Source organism: Swaminathania salitolerans (assembly GCF_007988945.1).
Taxonomy (GTDB): Bacteria; Pseudomonadota; Alphaproteobacteria; order Acetobacterales; family Acetobacteraceae; genus Swaminathania; species Swaminathania salitolerans.
Window position 1 is genome coordinate 597,398 of record NZ_BJVC01000001.1, and the last position, 20,513, is coordinate 617,910.

The following is a 20,513-nucleotide window of genomic DNA, read 5'->3' on the forward strand; positions in this document are numbered from 1 at the left end:
ACATGTCGTCTTATCGCAGAAAGAGCGTTGCGGCCCTGGCCTTGGGGGTTGCCATGGCAGGCATGGCGGCACCGGCATTCGCACAGCAGCATCCTCGCCTCACTCCGTCGCGGGATGTCACGGTGGTCTATTCCGTGCAGCCCGAAAAACTTCCCCAGCCCGTTCAGGCCACCGTCCATTTCCGTGCGGAAGGCGACAAGCTCAGGATCGATCCTGCCAATCACGCAGGGTCCACGATCCTCGACCGGCCTGCCCAGATGGTCACGCTGATCATGAACAAGCAGAAGGTCTATACGAGCTTCTCGCCCAAGCACGGTCTGCGCAGTCCGTTCCTGCTCGATATGTCGATGCAGTTCGCGCCGGACGGCAAGGGCATGGTCGCCGGAGCCTCCTGCAACAAGTGGTCGATCACCTCCGCTCACGGCAAGGCAGAAGCCTGTGTCACGGATGACGGTGTGATTCTCAGCGAGGAGGGGGTCGATTCGGACGGTCTGCGGGGCAAGCTGGTGGCGGAGCGGATCACTTACGCACCTCTGGACGAATCGCTGTTCCAGCCCCCGGCGGGCTATCAGAAGATCTCTGCCCAGATGCCGATTCCCCATGGAGCGGGACCGCATGGCGCTGGCGTGCAGGGCGCCGGAATGCAGGGCGCGGCAATGCAGGGCAGCACGACGAAGTCTGCGTCCACGCCGTGAATTCAGTATCGTGCAGGGCGCCCCGCAACGGGCGCGCCCCTATTGTTTTCTCCGCCCCTGCTTTCCGTCGTGTCGCCTGTCTTCGTTCGGCTCCTGTTCTATCCCTCCTGTTCCTCCTGTCCGGCGCGGCCACGACGGCGGCCGCCGCTCATGGCGAGCCGGGGGATGAGGGAGCGGCAACGGCGTCCCTTCCGACGCCTCTCGTGACACCTCTGGCCGATATCGACGTGACCTACGAGGTCCGGACTCCGGACGGACAGAGTGCCTCCCAGCGCATGCGCTGGAATGCGGCGCATTGGCGTCAGCGTCTGGATGTGCCGGGTTCCGGTCTCGTGATGCTGACAGATTATCAGGCCCATCGTCTTTCCGTGGTCGATCTGCGATCGAAGACCTTTACGGTGTCCGGCGCGCCCGATACGCGTTTCGCCCCGCCGGGTCAGGCCGCTGACGGCGTCTGGCAGAAAGGGGCGGACGATCGGGTGGCCGGTGTGCCGTGTACGCATTGGACGAGTACGGATACGGACGGGCAGGAGGGAGATTTCTGCTACAGCCGCACCGGGGTGCTTCTCTCGGCGAGCCGTGGCGGCGTGCCGACGCTCAGGGCAACAGCCTATGCCGAGACGCCTCAGGGACCGTCCGTCTTTCAGGAGCCCTCCGGTTTTCACGAGGTAAAGGCGGTAAGGCTGAAGCCCTGACGGCCATATCCTGCCGGTCGCCCGGTATCGATCCACGGTTCTGACCCTTCGGCAGGATAATCGCATGTCCGCATCGCGCCCGGGGCACGCCATGCGTCTCCGGGAACGGGATGCGCTCTGATGTTCTATGTTACATTCTGGTCCGGGTTTTGTCCTGTTCCGTCGCAAAATCGACACCATATCCGGTGCAAGATGACAGTGTGAGATCGCCCCGGCATTGCGGGTGCGGTCTGGCAAGGAGATTTCTTCATGCGTCGTATCCTGAAAACCGGCCTGGCCGTTCTGCCTCTCGCAGGACTCCTCGCAAGCACGCCACTGGCACAGGCCCATCCCTACGGTCCGGGATGGGGCGGAGGTCCCGGCTGGCATGGCGGTCCCGGGCCCGGCTGGCGGCGGGGCGGTGGCTGGCACCGGGGTGGCGGAAATGCGTTCGTCGGCGGTCTCGTCGGGGGGCTGGTGGGCGGAGCCGTCATCGGCGCGATCGCCCGGCCCTATGCCGTCCCGGTTCCGCCGCCCCCGCCGCCGGTCTATTATGCGCCGCCCCCGGTGGTCTATCAGCCGCCGCCGCGCGTCGTATATCCGCCGCCGGTGGTTGCCTATCCGTCCTACCCCGCCTATCCAGGGTACTGAAAACAGCCGGGTTGCCGATAAAAGAAGGTCCAGAGTCATCATGGTAGCGATTGGCGACAAAGCCCCTGCGTTTTCTCTCCCCGCAGCGGGGGGGCAGGTCGTATCCTCGGAGGCGCTCGCAGGCAGGCCCTATCTGCTCTATTTCTATCCCAAGGCGGATACACCCGGATGCACGTCACAGGCCTGCGATCTGCGCGATCACAGGCAGACCCTCGGCAATCTGGGGCTTACGGTCATCGGGGTCAGCCCCGATCCGGTGGAGAAGCTCGACCGTTTCGCAAGGAAATACGATCTGGATTTCACCCTGGTCAGCGATGCGTCCCACGAACTCGCAGACCGGTACGACACCTGGGTCGAAAAGAAGAACTACGGCAAGACATATTTCGGAATGGAGCGAAGCTCCTTTCTCGTCGATGGTGACGGTGTCATCCGGGCCGTCTGGCGCAAGGTGAAGCCAGCCGAACATGTCGCGCTCGTGACGGACGCTGCGGCCCAGCTTTAGGGCGCATGAGGATCGTGCCTCGCGGTTTGTTCCGGCCCGCTTTCCTGAAAGCGCTCCGTATCGGGGCATTGATCGTCGGTATTCCCGTCGCAACGGGGCTTGTGGTGGCGGGCGCCCTCCTGTGGCGCCTTTCGCAGGGCCCTCTCGACGTCACGGCGATCGGGAACCGCTGGGCGCCGGTCGCCGTGCAGGCGTCGTCACGCCCGGGGCATCCTGCCGGTCGTCTTGTCTGGCAACGGCTCCTTCTTTCCTGGAGGCCGGGTCTTCGGCACCGCCACCCGGAGATCGTGCTGGATGCAGAGGGCGTGCGTATCCTGCGTCAGGACGGCCGGGCGGCTTTGACGCTCGGGCGGATGCAGGTGGTGGCGCTGATGGCACCGCTCCTGCGTGGGGCTGTCGTGCCGACCGCAATCGCCCTGCATCGGGGCACCATTCATTTGCGGCGTGCAGCCGACGGTTCCGTGGATCTGGACTGGCCCGGAGCCGTGTCGCGACCGGGGGGGAAATCGCCCGTGCGGCTCGACCGGCTCGGGCGGATCGTTGCATCGGATGTCGATGTCACGCTCTTCGATCCGCAGATCGGCGGGCGACTGCTCGCTCATGCGGGCATTGTCGATCTGCTGCGCCGGTCCGGTGCATCGTCTTTGCCAGCGACCGGGGATACCGGGTTCGCGCTTCTGTCGGGGGGGCGGTGGCAGGGGAGGGTCGAAGGGGGGATCGGTCGCGGGGGAATCGGTCGCACCGGAATGTCTCTGGCGCCATTCCGGCTGACAGCGTCGTCCGGTACCGCCCCGGGCGTCGCTCGCGATGCCGCGTCCGGTAGCGCCCCGGTTGCCGCCCCGGTTGCCCTCTCGGGTGCTTCCTCAGCTGTATCCTCTCCGGGGTGGTCTCTCGATGCGGGGCCGCTTCGCCCGGATATGTTCGGTCGGTTCGTGCCCCATGCCGCTGCCTGGCATCTTCCGGTCACGTTTCATCTCGAGCTGCATCCGGACCGGTCCCCGGCCCGACACGCGCCCTCTGGCCTGTCTGACGGAGCGACGGCGCTCCCTCCGCTTTCAGGTGTCGCGGATGTGACCTTCGGTGCCGGGACGATCGATCAGAAAGCCGACCGCAAGGATGCCCGGGAGACAGAGGAGAAGGCGCGCAGGGAAGATGGCCGCAAACCCGGCGGAGAAATCGCCAGGAAAGACGGACAGGGCGCCGGGGTAACGTCAGGACGACCGCTGGTCGTCGCCCATGGGCGGATCGCTCTGGGTCTCGCAGTGCGGCCCGGATCCGGCCAGGTGATGCTGCATCGTGCGGAAATGACGCTTCGCGACGATACGGGCCGCGAAACCACCTATGCGGCTCATGGCAGCCTTGCGCTGGACGATCCCCTGCATGTCCGGAAGATTTCCGCCCGTGTGAATGCGACCGCAACCGCCCTCGATCTGGCCCATATGGGGCCGATCTGGCCTGAGGCGATCATGAGGGGCGCGCGCCGCTGGGTCGTGCGCAACATGACCGAGGGGATGGCGCGCGGGCTCGATATCGGCGCGGAACTGAAAAGCGATTCGGGCTGGGGGGGACTGCGTCCGGTCGCAACCCGCGCCGATCTCTCGGTCGAGAACGCCGTCGTGCACTGGTTGCGCCCCGTGCCTCCCGCGCGCGATGTCTCGGCCCGTTTCAGTTTTGCCACGCCCGATACGCTGCGCATCCGGTTTCTCGGAGGCGAACAGCCGGTTTCCGACCGGAAAGGGGCCGGGATACTGCATCTGACCGGAGGCGAGATGCTGATTTCGGACCTGTTCGCTCGGGATCAGATCGGGAAGATCTCCCTCGATCTTTCGGGGGATCTTCGGAATTATATCGCGCTCCTCTCCCAGCCTCGCCTGCATATTCTCTCCCGCCACAAGCTGCCTTTCACCGATCCATCGGGGGCGGTGACCGCCTCCGCAACGCTGACCCTGCCCCTCTCCGCCCGTATCTCCGACGACGATCTCCATCTCTCCGCGCGGGCCTCCTTCAGGGATGTCGCGCTCGGCAATGTCGTGATCGGCCGCGGGCTCGAGGAGGCCAGAGGGCTCCTGACCGCCACGGAGCGTCATCTCGAGATCGACGGAGAGGGCAGGCTGGGCGGGGTGCCGACAAAGGCACGGATCTTCGAGAATTTCCGCCGCGAGCCGGACGGGACGCGTGAGACGATCCATGCCGTGTCGCAATTCGACAGGGCGGCCCTCGCGAGAGCCCGGCTCGGAGAGAATGCATATTTCCACGGTGTCGCCGAGCTCGTCTCGGATTACAGGGCCGGGTTCGACGGGCGGGCGTCTCTGTCTCTTGCCCTCGATCTCCGCAATGCCGGTCTGGTCATCCCCGTCTGGCGCAAGGAGATCGGCACACCGGCACGAGCCACCGCGCATATGGCGCTCCGTTCGGGGGAAATCGTGCAGCTGGATCACCTCCTTGCAGAGGGGCCGGACCTGCATATCGACGGCACCGGACAGGTCGCTGCCGGCAGCGTGAAAGGCATGACCCTCGATGCGTTTCGTGTCGGGCGCTCGCACGGGAATGCGACGATCGTCCTGCCCGATGCGCATGAGCGCGCCATCTCCGTGACCGTTCGCGCCGCCACGCTCGATATCGCGCCCTTGCTGCACCCCGGACATCTGGCTCCGGATATTCCGGTCACGAGTACGCTTCCCTCCGATTCTCCGGACCCCTCAGTTTCTCCGGGCGGGCATGGAGCGAAGGCGTCGGTCTCGGTCCCCGATCGCGGCGGCGCAGCGCCCTGGATCGTCGATATTGCCGCAGATCGTCTCTATTACAGCGATACCCGGTCCTTTTCGGGCGTCACGGCACATCTCGAGCACCGGTACCAGCGTCTCGAGCGCGGAACGTTCAGGGCGCGGGCACCGGTCGGGATCGCGCTTTCCCTGACCCCGCAGCGCGAGGCGACATCGAGGGGGCGCCCCAGACATCTCGCGGCCCAGATCGACGATCTCGGCGCATTCCTGTCTGAAACCGGGCTCACCGATCGCCTCGAGGGTGGCAGGGCCCGGATAGACGGCACCGTGGAGGATGGCGGAACGGGCCAGGTTCCGCCGTTCCGGGGGCTCGTATCCGTCTCGCCCTTCACCTTTCGTCAGCCCCCGGCGGCCCTGACCGCGGCGAGCCATCTGGCGATCTTCGACTGGGCACAGGCGAGCAGCGACCGGTTCGCGGTGCGTCATCTGCGTCTTCCCGTGTCGGTAAGGCGCGATGTCATGACGATTCACGAAGGTCATCTCGGCAACCCGGCTCTCGGCGCGACGATCGAGGGCAAAATCGGGCTCGGTTCGGGGGCGCTGGACCTGCGCGGAACGGTGGTGCCCGTATTCGGCATCAATGCGGCGCCCGGACGTCTGCCCGATATCGGCAAGCTGTTCTCTCCCGAGAAGGGGGGAGGTTTTCTGGCTGCGACCTTCACGGTGCGCGGGACGGCGGGCGATCCCCAGCTCTCGGTCAACCCCTTCGCCATGCTATTGCCCGGTGTCATGAGGCAGCTGGCCAAATAGGACCACCCCGGAGGGTTGCCGCCCAAAGGGGCGCCCAGAGAGGGTCGCCCAGCGAGGGCCGTTCTTCCAGACAGGCCGCCAGAGGAGGAGACAGGATCATGCATGACGGCGACAATGCCGATCTTTTCGGCACGCATCCGGCAGGGACCCGAAAGGAAGATACCCGCCGGAGACAGGCCGCAAGCCCCCGGCCGGAGCCGACCGGCCAGGCGCGCGGAATGCCGGATATGCCGGTCGCGCCGGCTGCGAACCGTCCTCTGGCAGACAGGTTGCGTCCGCAATCCCTGGACGATGTCGTCGGGCAGGAACATCTGCTCGGTCCGAGCGGGATGCTGCGACAGATGCTGGCGCGGCGGACCTTGCCGAGCCTCATTCTCTGGGGTGGTCCGGGATGCGGGAAGACGACCATCGCGCGCCTTCTCGCACGCGCCGCGACACTTCGTTTCGAGCAGATATCGGCGGTCTTTTCCGGCGTTGCGGATCTCAAGAAGGCGTTCGAAACCGCGGATCGCATCCAGAAGGAGACCGGCAGGGGAACCCTGCTGTTCGTCGACGAGATCCATCGCTTCAACAGGGCGCAACAGGACGGATTCCTGCCCTATGTCGAGCGCGGTACGGTGGTGCTGATCGGCGCCACCACCGAAAATCCGTCCTTCGCACTCAACGGGGCTCTGCTGTCCCGCTGTCAGGTTCTCGTTCTCAAACGTCTGGACGATGACGGGCTGGAGCGGCTCCTTCAGCGGGCCGAGGCGGAGGCAGGGCGTGCGCTTCCCCTCGACGAGGCTGCGCGTCTGTCCCTTCGTGCGATGGCCGATGGCGACGGGCGCTATCTCCTGAACCTCGTCGAGCAGGTGCAGGCCCTGCCGGGCGATTCGATCCTCGGTCCGGGCGATCTGGCTTCCGTGGTCGCGCGACGGGCCGCCCTGTACGACAAGGATCGGGAAGAACATTACAACCTGATATCGGCCCTGCACAAATCGTTGAGGGGGTCAGATCCCGATGCGGCACTGTACTGGTTCGCCCGCATCCTCGAGGGTGGTGAGGACCCGCGCTATATCGCCCGGCGACTGACCCGGTTCGCGGCGGAGGATGTGGGTATGGCGGATCCGGGCGCCCTGCCGCTCGCGACGGCAGCATGGGAGAGCTACGAGCGTCTCGGCAGCCCGGAGGGCGAGCTGGCTCTGGCGCAGCTGGTGGTCCATCTCGCCACCGCGCCGAAATCGAATGCCGTCTATCGCGCCTATAACCAGGCGCGTCGTCTGGCCCGTGAAACCGGAAGCCTCGGTCCGCCGAATCATATCCGCAACGCCTCCACCCGGCTCATGAAGGAGATCGGATACGGCAAGGGTTATGAATATGACCATGACAGCGAGGAGGGGTTTTCGGGACAGAACTATTTCCCCGATGGCATGGAGCGCGTGAGCCTCTACCAGCCCACCGATCGCGGTCATGAGGGCGATCTCAGAAAAATTCTGGACAGGCGGGCCGCATTGCGGGCAAGCCGTCGACCATGAGTGTCACAACCCGAATTGTCAGCGAGGACGAGGCCGATATGCGCCTCGATCGCTGGTTTCGCCGCCATTTTCCCGATCTCACCCAGGGCGCGCTCCAGAAGCTCTGTCGCACGGGGCAGGTACGTCTGGATGGGGGGCGCGTTACCGGAGCGAGCCGTATCGCGCCCGGGCAGACGTTGCGCATACCGCCGCTGCCGGCAGCACAGGCGCAACAACCCCGCCGCCCCGATCCGCTCGATCCGCAGCTCGCGCGGGAGATCGAGCGGATGGTCGTCTATCGCGATGCCCATGTGATCGTGCTCGACAAGCCCTCTGGCCTTCCCACGCAGGGCGGACCGGGGATTACCAAACATGTCGATATGATGCTCGACGGGCTTCGTGGCGAGGATGACGAGCGACCGCGTCTCGTCCACCGGATCGATCGCGATACGTCAGGGCTTCTGCTTCTCGCGCGCACGCCCGGCGTTGCTGCAAAGCTCGCGGCGGCGTTCCGTGGGCGCGATGTCGAGAAGACGTATTGGGCCGTCGTGGTCGGACGCCCCATGCCGGGATCGGGCGTGATCGACCAGCCTCTGGCAAAGCTCGGCGCCGGGAATGGTGCGCTCATGATCGCGGCAACGCGCGATGACGAGGACGCCGTGGTTGCCAAGACCGATTACGAGGTCGTCGATGCGGCGGGGAAGAAACTTTCCTGGCTTTCGCTCAAGCCGCTGACCGGGCGTACGCACCAGCTTCGCGTTCATTGCGAAACCCTCGGTACGCCGATTCTTGGCGACCCGAAATATGGCGGCAAGGCAGCCCATCCGGAAGGCTTCACGGACAGGCTGCATCTGCACGCGCGCATGCTCGATTTTCCGCATCCTGCAGGTGGCCGCCTGTGTGTGGCGGCACCGCTGCCCCCGCATATGCGCGCAACCTTCCGCGATCTCGGATTTACGGCGGGAGACACGCCGGCACCGAAGCGGAGCGGGCAGAAAGGAAACCGGAAATGAGGCGATTTCTCATCGTTCTGATCGTTTTTCTCGTCCTCGTTACAGGGGCTGCGGTTGCGACCGATATCCTGATCGATCGATCGAATCTTCGTCAGTCGGTGATCGCCGCAGTAAGGCGGCAGAGCGGGCGCGAACTGACGATGAGCCGGTTCTCCGTTCAGGTTCTGCCCTGGCCGGGTTTCAGTGCGCGCAACGTCACGCTGACAGATCCGGATGGCGTGACGCCCATGCTCGAGGCGCGGGATGTCCGCGCCTCTCTGGCACTTCTTCCGCTCCTGTGGCGGGAGATCCGTCTGGAAAATCTCCGGATCGTCCAGGGATCCATCGCCCTGAGGCGGGAGAGACAGGGCGAGGCGAACTGGGTGTTCCATCCGGTATCCCCTGCGCCCGGGAAAGAGAAAGGGACGGCCGGTCGCTCCGCCCATCCCCAGGCCCGCTGGGGGCTGCGGATCGGCTCTGTGCGGCTGGACAGAGCGCATCTGTCGCTCGATGACCGCGTCGCGCATCGCAGCGGGGCTGTCGATATCGATCATGCCGAATTCGACGGTCTCGCCTCGAGCGCACCGTATCTCGATATTCACGGCCATCGCGGGGGAGAGGATCCGGATGCGGTGCCGTTCCGGCTCAACGGCCATATCGGGCCGCTCTCCCTGCTCACGGGAGCCAATCCTCCTTGGGCGCTGAGCCTCGGCGCAACGCTCGGACGGGACAAGGACAAGCAGGACTGGCTGAATTTCGATGGGCAGATTACCGATACGCGTCATCTGCGCGGTTTTTCCGGAGTCCTGCGCGGCGAGATCGCTGCCCTGACGGATCTGGAGCGTCTTTTCCCCCATGCGGCTCTGCCCGATATCCGCGGTCTGGGAGGAGAAATCGGCCTTTACGATGCCGATACAGGGACGGGGACCGATGACCGGGGAGCGGTCAGCCACGATGTTTCAGGGCGCGACAGCGCAACGGGCGATGTGAGGCAGTGGCTGTCCCGCCTCGGGGTCAATCACGTGCATCTTCATGCGGGTTCGGCCCCGCCTGTCAGGGGCGTTGCGGCGAAGGATGTCCATATCGACGCGGACACGCTTTCCTCGGCATTTGCAGTCAGTGCAACGCTCTCCGGCGAGGGCATTTTCCCCGGGGCGCAATCGCTCGCTATGCAGGGCACCTTCGGAACGCTGGCCCAGGCCAATACCGCCTGGCAAACCGCTCTGCAGCAAGGCCTCGATGTCGACGTCACTCTTCGCGACGCGGCGATGGCCGGCCTTTCCTCCGGGCTGAAACTGCAGATCGGCGGTCACGTCTCCGCCGCCGGAAGCTCTCTGAGGCTGGAAGGGGAGGCGGCGAGCCTGCCGGTCCGTGCGGCAACATTCCATGATCTGTCGCTCTCGGCCGCTCTGACCCGGGAGGCGGACAGTATGCTCCGGATACGCGATGCCGAGCTGAAAAGTCATGAAGTCGGGGCGCATCTTACGGGCGTCGCATCGCGCCCCGATTTCTCGGATTTCCAGGGATCGCTCCAGTTCGACCATCTGGATCTCGATGCGCTCGACGGGCTCTGGCATGGAGGAAACGGAACCGCCCGGAGAGACGCGCAGGACTCCCCCCGGGGCGCTCCGCAGGCTGCGATACCGCCCCTCCCGGGGGGACTTGCCAAAGCGGTGACGGGCACGATGAAGGGCGCGGCTCCGGGCGGGGGGACGCCTCCACGCGACACGGCCACGGACAATGCGCCGGGAACGGAACGGGGACCGGTCCCCGCCCGTCATGCCCATGTCTCGTCCTGGTTGAAGCGGGCGGCAGCCCGGCTGGTTATCGGTGCTGACAGCATTCACGTCTACTCGGTCGATTACACCGGGGTGAAGGCATACCTCGTCGCCGATCCGGGTGTTGTCGTTCTCGATCGTGTTTCTGCGAAAGGGCCGGTCACGGCCAGGGGCGGCGATACCGCGCTTTCCGGCACATTGCGCTACGATCTGACAGGTGCGGTCCCCAGACTGTCCGTCGCATTCTCGCCTTTCCTTTTCCCTTCGGGTCTCGCCCAGTCGCTTCTCGGTCTGCCCGGTTATTTCGAAGGCCCGCTCATGCTGGTGGGTGAGCTCACGGCGACCGGAGAGTCGTCTCATGCATTGCGGGATTCCCTGAGCGGTCATATCGGCCTGTCTATGGTGGGGGGACAAATAGAGGCAAAAGCCATAGCTCCCTATCTCGGCAACCAGGCCGGTGCGCTGCTCTCCCACGGCCATCTCCCGGTGCGCTGTTTCGGCGTGCGCGCCGTTATTGCGGGGGGAAGCAGCCGGATCGATCCGATCGGTCTCGAGGCCGGACCGCTGAGTCTCGCCGGGAGCGGCACCTATTCGCTGAAAACGCAGGCCCTCGATCTGCATCTCATGCCCCGCATCGGCTTCGGTGGCACGGGTGCTTCGACGGCGATCGCTGTCGAGGGAACGCTCGAGCGCCCATCGGTGCATCAGGCTGCGAATGGCGATGGCCGGTTCGAGATCACGATAGGAGGAGCGACGCAGGACCCTTGTCCCGCACTCCTCGGCACCACGCGGGAAGGACATGAGGGCGCGGCCCCGGCGGAGAGGAAGAAACACATGCAGGCTTCGGATCTGCTTCATGGATTGGGAATATTGCATTGACCCGCCCGGCTTCACGTTTCTGGGACACGGTCACGGTCGCCCGCGATCCGGAGGATGGCCTCTTTCGCGTGCGGCTCGATGGCAGGCCGTTCCGTCTTCCGGGCGGTACGGAACTCGCCGTTGCGACAGAGGGGCTCGCCGAGGCCATCGCCAGGGAGTGGGATCGTATTCCGAAAAATGCGGCGTTCCGGAGTGCGGATCTCGGGCTTACCCAGATGGTCGGCACGCAGATCGAGCGGGTGGCATCGGACAGAGACCAGATCATCGGTGGATTATGCGCGTTCGGAGAGAGCGATCTGCTCTGCTATCGTGCCACCGGTGCGCTGGGGCGGATGCAGGACGAGGTCTTCGATCCGGTGCTCGACGCCTTTGCCGCACGTTACGGAATTCGACCGCCTGTGACGCGGAGCATGATGCCCGTTGCGATCGATCCTGCGCTCGCGGCCGCTTTTGCCGGAGCGCTCCGCAAGGCGGACGATGCGGAGCTGGCTGCGGCCTCCGTTCTGGCGCCCGCAACGGGGAGCCTCATCCTCGCCCTAGGCCTTGTCGAGGGGTGGGTTGCCCCTGAGGCAGCGTGCGCGATGGCAAGCCTCGAGGAGCGATACCAGATGAAGGAATGGGGTGAGGACGAGGCCTTGCTGGACGAGATCGCCCGGCAGGATGCCGACATACGCACGGCAATGCGTTTTCTTGCCCTCTCCCGTGGAGGAGCCTCAACTGTCGCATGATTTCGCCATGATTGCGGTCTAGTGAGACACGGAGGTCATCACATTCGGTGACCATTGGTTACTCGACCCGCGATAGCGCCGGGCGCTAAGCGATGACAAGTAATCGGATGAACTCGTGTAAGGATGAAATATGTCTTCTCACGTCCATGGCATCATGCAGGATGGCAAGATCGCAAAGACACTGATCCGTCGCATGCCACTCAAGGACCGCTCTGTGCATTTCGTGGCACGATGTGTCCAGAATGTCTGGTTGCTGCTGGCGGCAACACCCGTGATCGTCGTTATCTGCGCGATCAAGGGGTAAGTCCTGCGTTCCGAGGGAGGGGCTTGCAGCCCCTTCTCCTATCGGAAAGATCCGGTCTCACAGGTGACCCGATCCGATAAAAGCCGGGCAGATCCTGGCTTTTTCTATATACGCTGCCTCAAGGCAGCAGGACGGTAGCGACCGCCGTAGCGGCAATGCCTTCCTCACGTCCCGTGAAGCCCAGCCGTTCCGAGGTCGTCGCCTTCACCGAAATACGGTCGATCTCGACCTGCAGCAACGATGCCAGGCGCTCGCGCATGGCCTGGGCGTGCGGGCCGATCTTCGGACGCTCGCAGATCAGGGTGACATCGGCATTGATGAGCATGCCACCGCGCTGACGGATGCGCTCTCCGGCATGGACCAGAAAACGGGCGGAATCCATATCTTTCCACTCATTGTCGCTCGGGGGAAAATGCCGCCCGATATCGCCCTCTGCAAGCGCGCCATATATGGCGTCGCACAAGGTATGGATGCCGACATCGGCATCGGAGTGACCGGCCAGCCCGCGATCGTGGGGAATCGTGATGCCGCAGAGAATCAGGGGGCGTCCGGCCTCGAAGGCGTGAACGTCATATCCAAGTCCCGTGCGTGGCAGGGGCATCGAGCCGAGCAGTCTTTCGAGACGCACGAGATCCTCCGGAAGGGTCAGTTTGATATTGTCCTCGGCGCCTCTCACGAGAGCCACCGGATGACCGGCCTGCTCGAGAAGGGCGGCGTCATCCGTGACCGGCCCCTCGTGATCGCGATGAAGGGCGAGCAGAAGCGGGAAATGAAAGCCCTGAGGGGTCTGGGCCCGGTAGAGCGAATCGCGTGAGACGGTCGATTCGATCAGCCCGTCACGTGCGCGCTTGAGCGTATCTGCGACGGGTACCGCCGGGATCGCTCCCGGCTGCGCCTTCAGGGCTTCGATCACGTTCGTGATGACCTCTGCAGGCACGTAAGGCCGCGCACCGTCATGCACCAGAACCAGATCGGGCGGTTCGGGGAGCTGCGCGAGCGCTTCCAGACCGGCGCGGACGCTGTCCTGTCGCTCCCGTCCGCCGGCGACAGGCGCGAGACACGCCATACCCTCGAGCGCCTCCACGAGCCGCGGATCGTCGCCGACCGGCTGTACGACGCTGACATGACCGCAAAGCGCTTCGGCGGCATGTCTGATGACTGGCTTGCCGCCGAGCAGGATATACTGCTTCGGAAGCGCGTCAGGGGCGGAGAGAGGGCTGGCATCGGCGAAGCGGCGACCCGAACCGGCAGCGAGAAGAATGGCAGCAATACGCATGATGGTCAGGGAATGCGGATTTGCGGGCAAGGCGTCAAGCCCAAGAACGACGTCCCGACCGCCACATGACGGCCGGGAAGGGCGAGCGACCGGGGATCGCTGCAGGGAGCGACCGGTTCGGTCTCAGCGTCCGATATCGCGCAGGCGGACGCCCCTGTTGAGCTTCTGCTCGAGGGATTCGAGCGAGACGCCCCGGGTCTCGGGCACGAAGGCGAGGGTGACGAGAATGAAGGCCGCGTTCAGAGCCGCGTAGAGCCAGAAGGTATGCGAGGCGCCGAGTGTGCCGAGCAGGGTGAGAAAGGTCATGCCCACGACCCAGTTGGCGACCCAGTTCGTCACGGTTGAGCAGGTGATCCCGAAATCGCGGCCCTGGAGCGGCTGTACCTCGGCGCAGAGAACCCAGATCAGCGGTCCGGCGGAGAAGGCGAAGCCGGTGATGAAAAGCAGCAGCACCGCGACGGCGAGATAATGCATCATGACGCTGGATCCGGCACCGAATGACAGCAGCACGGCCAGGGCGCCCATGCCGGTTGCCATGATGATGAATCCTGCGATCAGCATCGGGCGACGGCCCCAGCGATCGACGAAGCTGATGGCGATGAAGGTTGCGAGCATGTTCACGAGACCGACGACGGCCGTGCCCCACATCTGTCCGTCCTGCCCGAAGCCTGCGACCTCGAAGATGCGCGGTGCGTAATACATCACGACATTGATGCCGGTGAGCTGCTGAACGATCTGCAGGCCGATGCCAAGCATCACGGAGCGGCGGAAATTGGGGTTTTCGCGGAACATGGCGAGGCCGCGCTGCTTGTGATCGAGGCTGCCCTCGATCTCGCGGATCTCTGCCTCGGCGGCGTTGCGCGAGGGGCGCAATGCGGCGAGGGTCTCGAGCGCCTCGTCCGGACGGCCCCGCAGCATGAGCCAGCGCGGGCTATCGGGCAGAAAGAGCGATCCGATCAGGAAGACGGCCCCCGGAATGGCGACGATCCCGAGCATCCAGCGCCAGGCGCCGGAGTAGGAGAAGAGCGCGTCCGAAATGAAGGCAAGCAGGATGCCGATGGTGATCATGAGCTGATACACCGAGATCAGCCCGCCGCGATGCTGCTCGTCGGCCACTTCCGAGATATAGAGCGGGGCGACGAAGCTTGCGATGCCGATGGCGAGGCCGAGCAGGGCGCGTGCGACGACGAGCACCGCGACCGACTGGGCGATGACACAGAACAAAGCGCCGAGCATGAAGAGGATCGCGCTGAGCACGAGCGCCTTCTTGCGCCCGAAGCGGAAGGAAAGCTGCCCGGCGAACAGCGCGCCGAGTGCCGCGCCGAGCATCATGGACGAGACGATCTGCTCCTGCTCAGCATCGCTCGCCTTGAATTCCTGCGCGATGAATTTGAGGGCGCCGGAGATCACCCCGATATCGAGGCCGAACATCAATCCGGCCACGGCGGCGAGCACGGCCGCCAGCATCATTTTTCCGACCAGCGGCATCTGCTTGTCGGGTTCGGTGCGCGTTGTAACGTTACTCATGTCTCTGAGACCCTAGTCGATGACGCCCGGGCTCTTCTCACATGCGGAAAATCCCAAGCTGTTTGTGATCTTCGCGCATTTGTCACGTTATTTCAAAGCAATTCAAGCGTCCGGCTCGTGATCGTTCCCGAATACGACTTCGGCGCCACAGCACCACGGTTTGCCCGGGCCAGAGGCATGTGCCCGAGTGTTCGTTAATAAACCATAAAACGGAAAGAGTAAGGCTCACATAGTGAATGCAGGCATTCGCGCGTCGATGCAATTTCGACAAGAAAGACTGGAGTGAATATCAAGCAAAAAACAGAGAAATACATTGACGATTAGGCAAACATGACCGTGAACTAAATATAATGTATTACTCTTTCTTCTCGTTATTTGAATAAAGCATAATAACTCCTCGGTTTCCTGTGTCAGTATTTCTCCAGGCAATCCTGCTTGATTTGATCACTGGAGTAGTTCCATGCAGCATTCTTCTCGTTCGAAACGGGCTCTCACGCTTGCGTTCTCGGCCGCCACTTTTCTCGCGACTTTTTCAGTCGGTCATGCTACTGGGGTCAACAGATCGGGCCTGCTTAAACTCGCCGAACCCGTACAGTCGCACCGGTTGCCCTATAATCCGGGGGAGGCACCGACTGGTAATCCCCATGCATGCACCTGGGGGTTCGACCCGAGATGTGGATCGATAGTGTAGTGATTCCGGCGACAAAGGCAGCGTGAAGCTAGGAGGAGCCTTCCATTTCTTCGGGGAGAGGTCGTCGAATCGCGCAAAGAACCGGCACTGGCGGCTGAAATGTTGCCCGCTCTCGATGCGTCTTCCTCCGCAAAAATGAGAAACACAGCAAACTCATTGCACGTTGCGCGCAGGCTCTTCATGGGCCTGCGACGCTTTTGTGACTCTATGATCCTGGCCGCAATCCTTGTGAATTGGCCGGTATCCTGTTCAGCCGGAAATTTGCATCTCAGGGAGATGGAGTTTACGGAGCAGGACGGAATCGGAAGTACTTACATCTACGATATTACCCAGGACAATTACGGGTATTTGTACTTTCAGACTAGGCGGGGTTCATATTTTCTCGATGGAAAATACTTCGTTCCGTTGCCTGTCCCTGTAGAAAGAGGGAAGACCCCGACTGCCTCTTCGACCAACATCTCATCCGATGGTCTTCTTTATTTCCAGGACCGCAAGACGCTGTTTGTCGCTAGGCAAAAGACAAGCGCCCGGATCTCGCCTCTCGACCTCGTATATCGAAGAATCTCGATCGAGGGCGCTCATGGAGAGTTCCTCGCGTATTACGAGCGGGGAATTATATTCGTCATCGAAAGAGAGGGGCTGCGTCGTTGTATCCTCGATGCTGCCAGGCGGGCCGATTGCGAGCGAGATCTGACGATCAAATCGACTGAACTGAGTGTATCGAAGATAGAAGACAAATTTGTCATTGTAGACGCGAATAGCAATATTTTATTCGATACAGAAGGTCATGTTCTGTTTTGTCTTGGTAAGAGAGGGGTGTTCATTGGGATAAACAAGGTGAGGCGAACTAATCCTGTTCTTTTTTTTGAACAAGGAAGGATCAGGTATCTTGACAGATTTTTCCATTGGAAAGACCTGCCCTATAAACGACTTGAAAACGATGTGCCGGAACGCAGAGCAATATACTCTCTAATGAGAGATCGGAGCTCTTTTCTCTTCTACGATGGTCACAAGATTTCATCATATACAGGAGAAGGGTGGAATGTACTAAATGATGATTTCAATCGCGAGCAGGATATATTCTCCTCGTTTCTCGATCGAGATCATCAGTTCTGGTCTGTCAGGGACGATGTCGACCTGGTCAGATTTATCGGCTGGGGAAGTCTTGAAAACCTCGTCTCGAGCCAGTTCGAAACCGTTTGGCACGTAAGGCAGCTGGGTGACGCTCAGATTCTCAGCGCCGATAGATCCCTCTATTATCGTCGCGGTTCAGGTGCTGAGAAAAAACTCGCCGAGCTGAGTTCAGTGGCCTTTACGTGGGATGGCCCGCCACATTTCTGGATCTCACCATCCCGCGAGTATGTCACCCGTTGTAAAATCGTCGAGAGCCGACTCGTCTGCGACAAGCGCGTGACTGTGAGGGATGCGACACAGCTCGCGCGCGTTTCCGCAGGGCCTCGTGCCGGTCAACTCTGGATCGCGACACTTCATGGATTGTTTTCGTGGGGAGGCGAGGGGGCGAAAGACAATGGTAAAGAGAGTTTCACGTCGAGAAAGAGGTTCGAAGGGGAAATCGATTTTCTGACGCTGCGATGCGGTCGGGACCTCTGGTTCGCTACCCGGAAAGGTCTTTTCCGTCTCGACGGGAATGGTACGCCAGTTCATATGCTTGCTTCCTGGCCGAGCGGACCCAATTTCTGGGTGGTCAGCATGGCTTTCACATCCGAAAACGATCTCTGGATCGGCGGCGCGGGCGCGAGAACCGGGCTTATCCATATTCGTCTCTCCGGGAACCGCATCGTCTCGATCGAGCCTGTTTCTTCCGACAAGATCGGGTCGGAGATGGTATTCACCCTCTTCTGCGATTCCCGCCACTGGCTGTGGGTAGGAAGCGAGAGTATGCTTGCGGGGTATAACGGGAAGGAATGGGTGAGGATCGACAAGGATGACGGTCTCGTCTCCACCGATATTAGCGCCAGGGGCATAACCGAAGACAGAGATGGCAGTCTCTGGGTCGGGAGTAACCGGGGTGCGACCCATCTGCGCCATCCTGAGCATTACTTCCAGTATCAGGACCTGAAGCCTGTCTTCGTAAGGGTCATGCTCGGCGACAAACCCCTGCCCGAGAAGGCGGTCCCTTTCACGCATGAGTCTCTTTCCGTCAAGCTGGGAACCCTGAATACCGAGCTTTCCGCCACCACGCAGTTTCGTTACCGTATGGAAGGCGTGGATAGCCAGTGGATCGGTAGCTCGACCGGTGAGATACGCTACAACTACGTGCCCGCAGGTCATTCCCGTCTGTTCGTCGAGGCGGTCAACGACAAGCGCAATCTCATATCGGCTCCGATCGTGCTCGATATAAGGATGCAGCGCCCCTGGTGGCAGGCATGGCCGCTGATCGTGCTCTATGTCGTCGCTATTCCCGTGCTGCCCTATACGCTGAACCGTCTGCGGTTCAGATATCTGATGAAGCGACAGCGCGTTCTCGAGACGCTGGTCGATGAGCGGACGCGGGAGATGCAGGCGGCGCAGAAGGCGCTCGAGCAGCAGGCCAGGCAGGATGGCCTGACCCGGCTCATGAACCGCCGGACCGCCGAGGCCAGTGCCCGGCGCCTGATGGAGACGATGGCATCTCGAAACGGGAAAGAGCGTTCTGCGACCGGACCGGATGCTGCAATGGCGGCCCTTGCCTTGTTCGATATCGATTATTTCAAGTCCATCAACGACAGTTTCGGTCATACCATCGGCGATGAGATCCTGGTGGAAATCGGAGCCAGGCTTCTTCGCGAGAAAAAGGGAACCGAGATTGTCGGTCGCTACGGAGGGGAGGAGTTTCTGATCCTTGTCGCCGGTCCATTTCCCGATGCCGTAGCGCGAATCTCCGAATTGCTGGCAACCCTCAGCGGCGTTGCGTTCGAAACCCGCGCTGGCACGATGCCCATAGGATGCAGCGCGGGGATCACCGATACCTGGCCGGGCGATGTCTGGTCGGATGCGATCGAGCGGGCGGACAAGGCGCTTTATGAGGCCAAGCTCGGCGGGCGCGGGCGCATCGTCGTCAGTGAATCAGGCCGAGACGATGAGGGCTGTCCAGGCTGAAAAGCGGAATTGCGATTTCGAATCGCGCCCCCGAGCTCGGGTTGATCATGTGGTAGCAGCCCTGCATGAATCCGCACGGCGTGGGAAGCGCCACACCCGACGTGTATTCGAAGCTCTCTCCCGCTGCGAGAACAGGCTGTTCTCCGATCACGCCATCGCCATGCACATGATCGGTTTTGCCGCGACCGTCGGTAATTGCCCAGTAGCGGCTCAGAAGCTGGATGGTCTCGCTGCCGCCGTTTTCGATGCGGATATGATAGGCCCATGCATGATGATGCTCGTCGGGCTGCGACTGGTCTTCCAGCCAGAAAACACGCACCACCACCGTCACGTCATCGGTGATCGCCTCGTAACGGGGGGCGGCTTCCATGGCATCCGCGAGTGCGGCTTCGGGATCGGCGGCAAGACGGGGTGGCACAGGATTTTGCGACATGCCCGCCTTGTAGGACGATGATCGCGCCGAACGCAATCAGCCTTTGAGCGCGTCGAGCCCCCGCTGGAGATCGGCGAGGAGATCAGCACTATCCTCGAGGCCGACCGAGAGCCGGATGGCACCGTCGGTAATGCCCAGTCGAGCCCGTTCCTCGGGGGCGATCTTCATATGCGTGGTCGTGGCAGGATGCGTCGCGAGCGAGCGCGCATCCCCCAGATTGTTCGAGATCGCGATCAGGCGAAGTGCGTTGAGGAAACGGAAGGCCCCTTCTTTCCCTCCGGGGACCTCGAATGCGACGAGAGAGCCCCCATTATGCATCTGCTCCCGGGCGAGTGCGTGCTGGGGATGCGATTCGAGGCCCGGATAACTCACCCGCGCGATCGCTCCCGAACTCTCGAGGAAGCGAGCCACGGTCAGGGCATTCGCAGCCATTGCGTTGACGCGCAGCGGAAGGGTCTCGAGACCCTTGAGCAGGACCCACGCATTGAAAGGCGAGAGGGCATTGCCTGTGTTACGCGTGAAAGGCTGGAGCACCTCCTCGATCCACTGTTTGCGCCCGAGCACGGCACCGCCTAGCACGCGACCCTGACCGTCGATATGTTTCGTGCAGGAATAAAGGACGACATCGGCCCCGAGATCGAGCGGTTTCTGGCCGATCGGGGAGGCGAAGACATTGTCGACCATGAGCAGCGCCCCGGCACCATGGCTCAGTTCGGCAATCCTCCGGATATCCAGAACGTCCAGCATCGGGTTGGACGGGCTTTCGATGAGAACCGCGGCGGTCGGTTCAGACAAGGCGCGCTCCCAGCCTTCGGCGTCATCGCCGTCCACCAGAACCGTCTCGATCCCGTATCGGGGCAGAAGCGCGGTGACGATCCAGTAGCAGGATCCGAACAGCGCGCGCGAAGCCACGACGCGATCGCCCGCCTTGAGTTGGGCGAGCAGCGCGGAGGAGACGGCCCCCATGCCGCTGGCGGTAACGATGCATGCCTCTGCGCCTTCGAGGCGCGCAAGCCGGGTCTGCAATGCGTCGGTCGTGGGATTGCCGAAGCGGGAATACTGATAATGCTCGGTATCGCCAGTGAAGGTCGCGGCGGCCTGTTCGGCGTTGTCGTAGACGAAGCCGGAGGTCAGGAAGATCGCCTCGCTCGTCTCTCCGTGTTCGGTACGCGCGACATGGTCGTGCAGAAGCCGGGTCGACGGTCCGTAGGAAGATTCTGTCATGGGATGACGCTCCAAAATGCCGTCCGGGGTGGAA

General features: G+C 62.7%; 15 protein-coding genes. 11 read left to right on the forward strand and 4 right to left on the reverse strand.

Going from position 1 to position 20,513, the window contains the following annotated elements; translation table 11 throughout:
- The first annotated feature begins 2 nt into the window (after window positions 1-2).
- From SSA02_RS02405 to SSA02_RS12655, 10 genes are all read left to right on the forward strand, one after another.
- Window positions 3-695, forward strand: coding sequence for a DUF4412 domain-containing protein (locus SSA02_RS02405; RefSeq protein WP_147092299.1), 693 nt, complete (start codon window positions 3-5; stop codon window positions 693-695).
- Window positions 692-1,390, forward strand: coding sequence for a hypothetical protein (locus SSA02_RS02410; protein WP_147092300.1), 699 nt, complete (start codon window positions 692-694; stop codon window positions 1,388-1,390). The genes SSA02_RS02405 and SSA02_RS02410 overlap by 4 nt, the downstream gene beginning before the upstream one ends.
- 249 nt (window positions 1,391-1,639) lie before the next feature.
- Window positions 1,640-2,020, forward strand: a complete 381-nt coding sequence (locus SSA02_RS02415) for a hypothetical protein (protein WP_147092301.1) — start codon at window positions 1,640-1,642, stop codon at window positions 2,018-2,020.
- Between the two features lie 40 nt (window positions 2,021-2,060).
- Window positions 2,061-2,522: a thioredoxin-dependent thiol peroxidase gene (bcp, locus tag SSA02_RS02420; protein ID WP_246103567.1), complete on the forward strand. Its 462-nt coding sequence runs from the start codon at window positions 2,061-2,063 to the stop codon at window positions 2,520-2,522.
- Window positions 2,523-2,548: 26 nt separating this feature from the next.
- Window positions 2,549-6,055: an AsmA-like C-terminal region-containing protein gene (locus SSA02_RS02425; RefSeq protein WP_186807638.1), complete on the forward strand. Its 3,507-nt coding sequence runs from the start codon at window positions 2,549-2,551 to the stop codon at window positions 6,053-6,055.
- A gap of 218 nt (window positions 6,056-6,273) precedes the next feature.
- Window positions 6,274-7,569 carry a replication-associated recombination protein A gene (locus SSA02_RS02430; RefSeq protein WP_246103610.1) on the forward strand — a complete coding sequence of 432 codons (1,296 nt, stop codon included), beginning with the start codon at window positions 6,274-6,276 and terminating at the stop codon, window positions 7,567-7,569.
- Window positions 7,566-8,561: an RluA family pseudouridine synthase gene (locus SSA02_RS02435; protein ID WP_147092305.1), complete on the forward strand. Its 996-nt coding sequence runs from the start codon at window positions 7,566-7,568 to the stop codon at window positions 8,559-8,561. The genes SSA02_RS02430 and SSA02_RS02435 overlap by 4 nt, the downstream gene beginning before the upstream one ends.
- Window positions 8,558-11,197: an AsmA family protein gene (locus tag SSA02_RS02440; protein WP_147092306.1), complete on the forward strand. Its 2,640-nt coding sequence runs from the start codon at window positions 8,558-8,560 to the stop codon at window positions 11,195-11,197. The genes SSA02_RS02435 and SSA02_RS02440 overlap by 4 nt, the downstream gene beginning before the upstream one ends.
- Window positions 11,194-11,925, forward strand: coding sequence for an ATP12 family protein (locus SSA02_RS02445; RefSeq protein ID WP_186807639.1), 732 nt, complete (start codon window positions 11,194-11,196; stop codon window positions 11,923-11,925). Before SSA02_RS02440 ends, SSA02_RS02445 begins: the two co-directional genes overlap by 4 nt.
- Before the next feature lie 130 nt (window positions 11,926-12,055).
- Window positions 12,056-12,229: a hypothetical protein gene (locus tag SSA02_RS12655; protein ID WP_186807666.1), complete on the forward strand. Its 174-nt coding sequence runs from the start codon at window positions 12,056-12,058 to the stop codon at window positions 12,227-12,229.
- 118 nt (window positions 12,230-12,347) lie between these two features.
- On the opposite strand, the gene SSA02_RS02450 is transcribed toward SSA02_RS12655, so the two are convergent.
- Window positions 12,348-13,505 carry a bifunctional 2-C-methyl-D-erythritol 4-phosphate cytidylyltransferase/2-C-methyl-D-erythritol 2,4-cyclodiphosphate synthase gene (locus SSA02_RS02450; RefSeq protein WP_147092661.1) on the reverse strand — a complete coding sequence of 386 codons (1,158 nt, stop codon included), beginning with the start codon at window positions 13,503-13,505 and terminating at the stop codon, window positions 12,348-12,350.
- Window positions 13,506-13,628: 123 nt separating this feature from the next.
- A complete protein-coding gene (locus tag SSA02_RS02455) occupies window positions 13,629-15,032 on the reverse strand; it encodes a sugar porter family MFS transporter (RefSeq protein WP_147092308.1) in 1,404 nt (467 codons plus the stop codon).
- Between the two features lie 967 nt (window positions 15,033-15,999).
- Between SSA02_RS02455 and SSA02_RS02460 the strand changes: the two genes are divergently transcribed.
- Complete coding sequence (locus SSA02_RS02460) at window positions 16,000-18,822, forward strand: ligand-binding sensor domain-containing diguanylate cyclase (protein WP_186807640.1); 2,823 nt, start codon at window positions 16,000-16,002, stop codon at window positions 18,820-18,822.
- Here SSA02_RS02460 and apaG read toward each other — a convergent pair.
- Complete coding sequence (gene apaG / locus SSA02_RS02465; protein WP_246103568.1) at window positions 18,782-19,255, reverse strand: Co2+/Mg2+ efflux protein ApaG; 474 nt, start codon at window positions 19,253-19,255, stop codon at window positions 18,782-18,784. The genes SSA02_RS02460 and apaG overlap by 41 nt on opposite strands.
- A gap of 36 nt (window positions 19,256-19,291) precedes the next feature.
- Entirely contained in the window at window positions 19,292-20,479 is a 1,188-nt protein-coding gene (metZ, locus tag SSA02_RS02470; RefSeq protein WP_147092310.1) for an O-succinylhomoserine sulfhydrylase, read from the reverse strand.
- Window positions 20,480-20,513 lie beyond the last annotated feature (34 nt).

What these genes read in the sequence shown, in the direction of transcription:
- metZ (WP_147092310.1), bottom strand. Translation starts at nt 20,479, where the DNA reads ATGACAGAATCTTCCTACGGACCGTCGACCCGGCTTCTGCACGACCAT.
- SSA02_RS02460 (WP_186807640.1), top strand. Translation starts at nt 16,000, where the DNA reads ATGGAGTTTACGGAGCAGGACGGAATCGGAAGTACTTACATCTACGAT.
- SSA02_RS02455 (WP_147092308.1), bottom strand. Translation starts at nt 15,032, where the DNA reads ATGAGTAACGTTACAACGCGCACCGAACCCGACAAGCAGATGCCGCTG.
- SSA02_RS02440 (WP_147092306.1), top strand. Translation starts at nt 8,558, where the DNA reads ATGAGGCGATTTCTCATCGTTCTGATCGTTTTTCTCGTCCTCGTTACA.
- SSA02_RS02435 (WP_147092305.1), top strand. Translation starts at nt 7,566, where the DNA reads ATGAGTGTCACAACCCGAATTGTCAGCGAGGACGAGGCCGATATGCGC.
- SSA02_RS02405 (WP_147092299.1), top strand. Translation starts at nt 3, where the DNA reads ATGTCGTCTTATCGCAGAAAGAGCGTTGCGGCCCTGGCCTTGGGGGTT.
- SSA02_RS12655 (WP_186807666.1), top strand. Translation starts at nt 12,056, where the DNA reads ATGTCTTCTCACGTCCATGGCATCATGCAGGATGGCAAGATCGCAAAG.
- SSA02_RS02450 (WP_147092661.1), bottom strand. Translation starts at nt 13,505, where the DNA reads ATGCGTATTGCTGCCATTCTTCTCGCTGCCGGTTCGGGTCGCCGCTTC.
- apaG (WP_246103568.1), bottom strand. Translation starts at nt 19,255, where the DNA reads ATGTCGCAAAATCCTGTGCCACCCCGTCTTGCCGCCGATCCCGAAGCC.
- bcp (WP_246103567.1), top strand. Translation starts at nt 2,061, where the DNA reads ATGGTAGCGATTGGCGACAAAGCCCCTGCGTTTTCTCTCCCCGCAGCG.
- SSA02_RS02415 (WP_147092301.1), top strand. Translation starts at nt 1,640, where the DNA reads ATGCGTCGTATCCTGAAAACCGGCCTGGCCGTTCTGCCTCTCGCAGGA.
- SSA02_RS02430 (WP_246103610.1), top strand. Translation starts at nt 6,274, where the DNA reads ATGCCGGATATGCCGGTCGCGCCGGCTGCGAACCGTCCTCTGGCAGAC.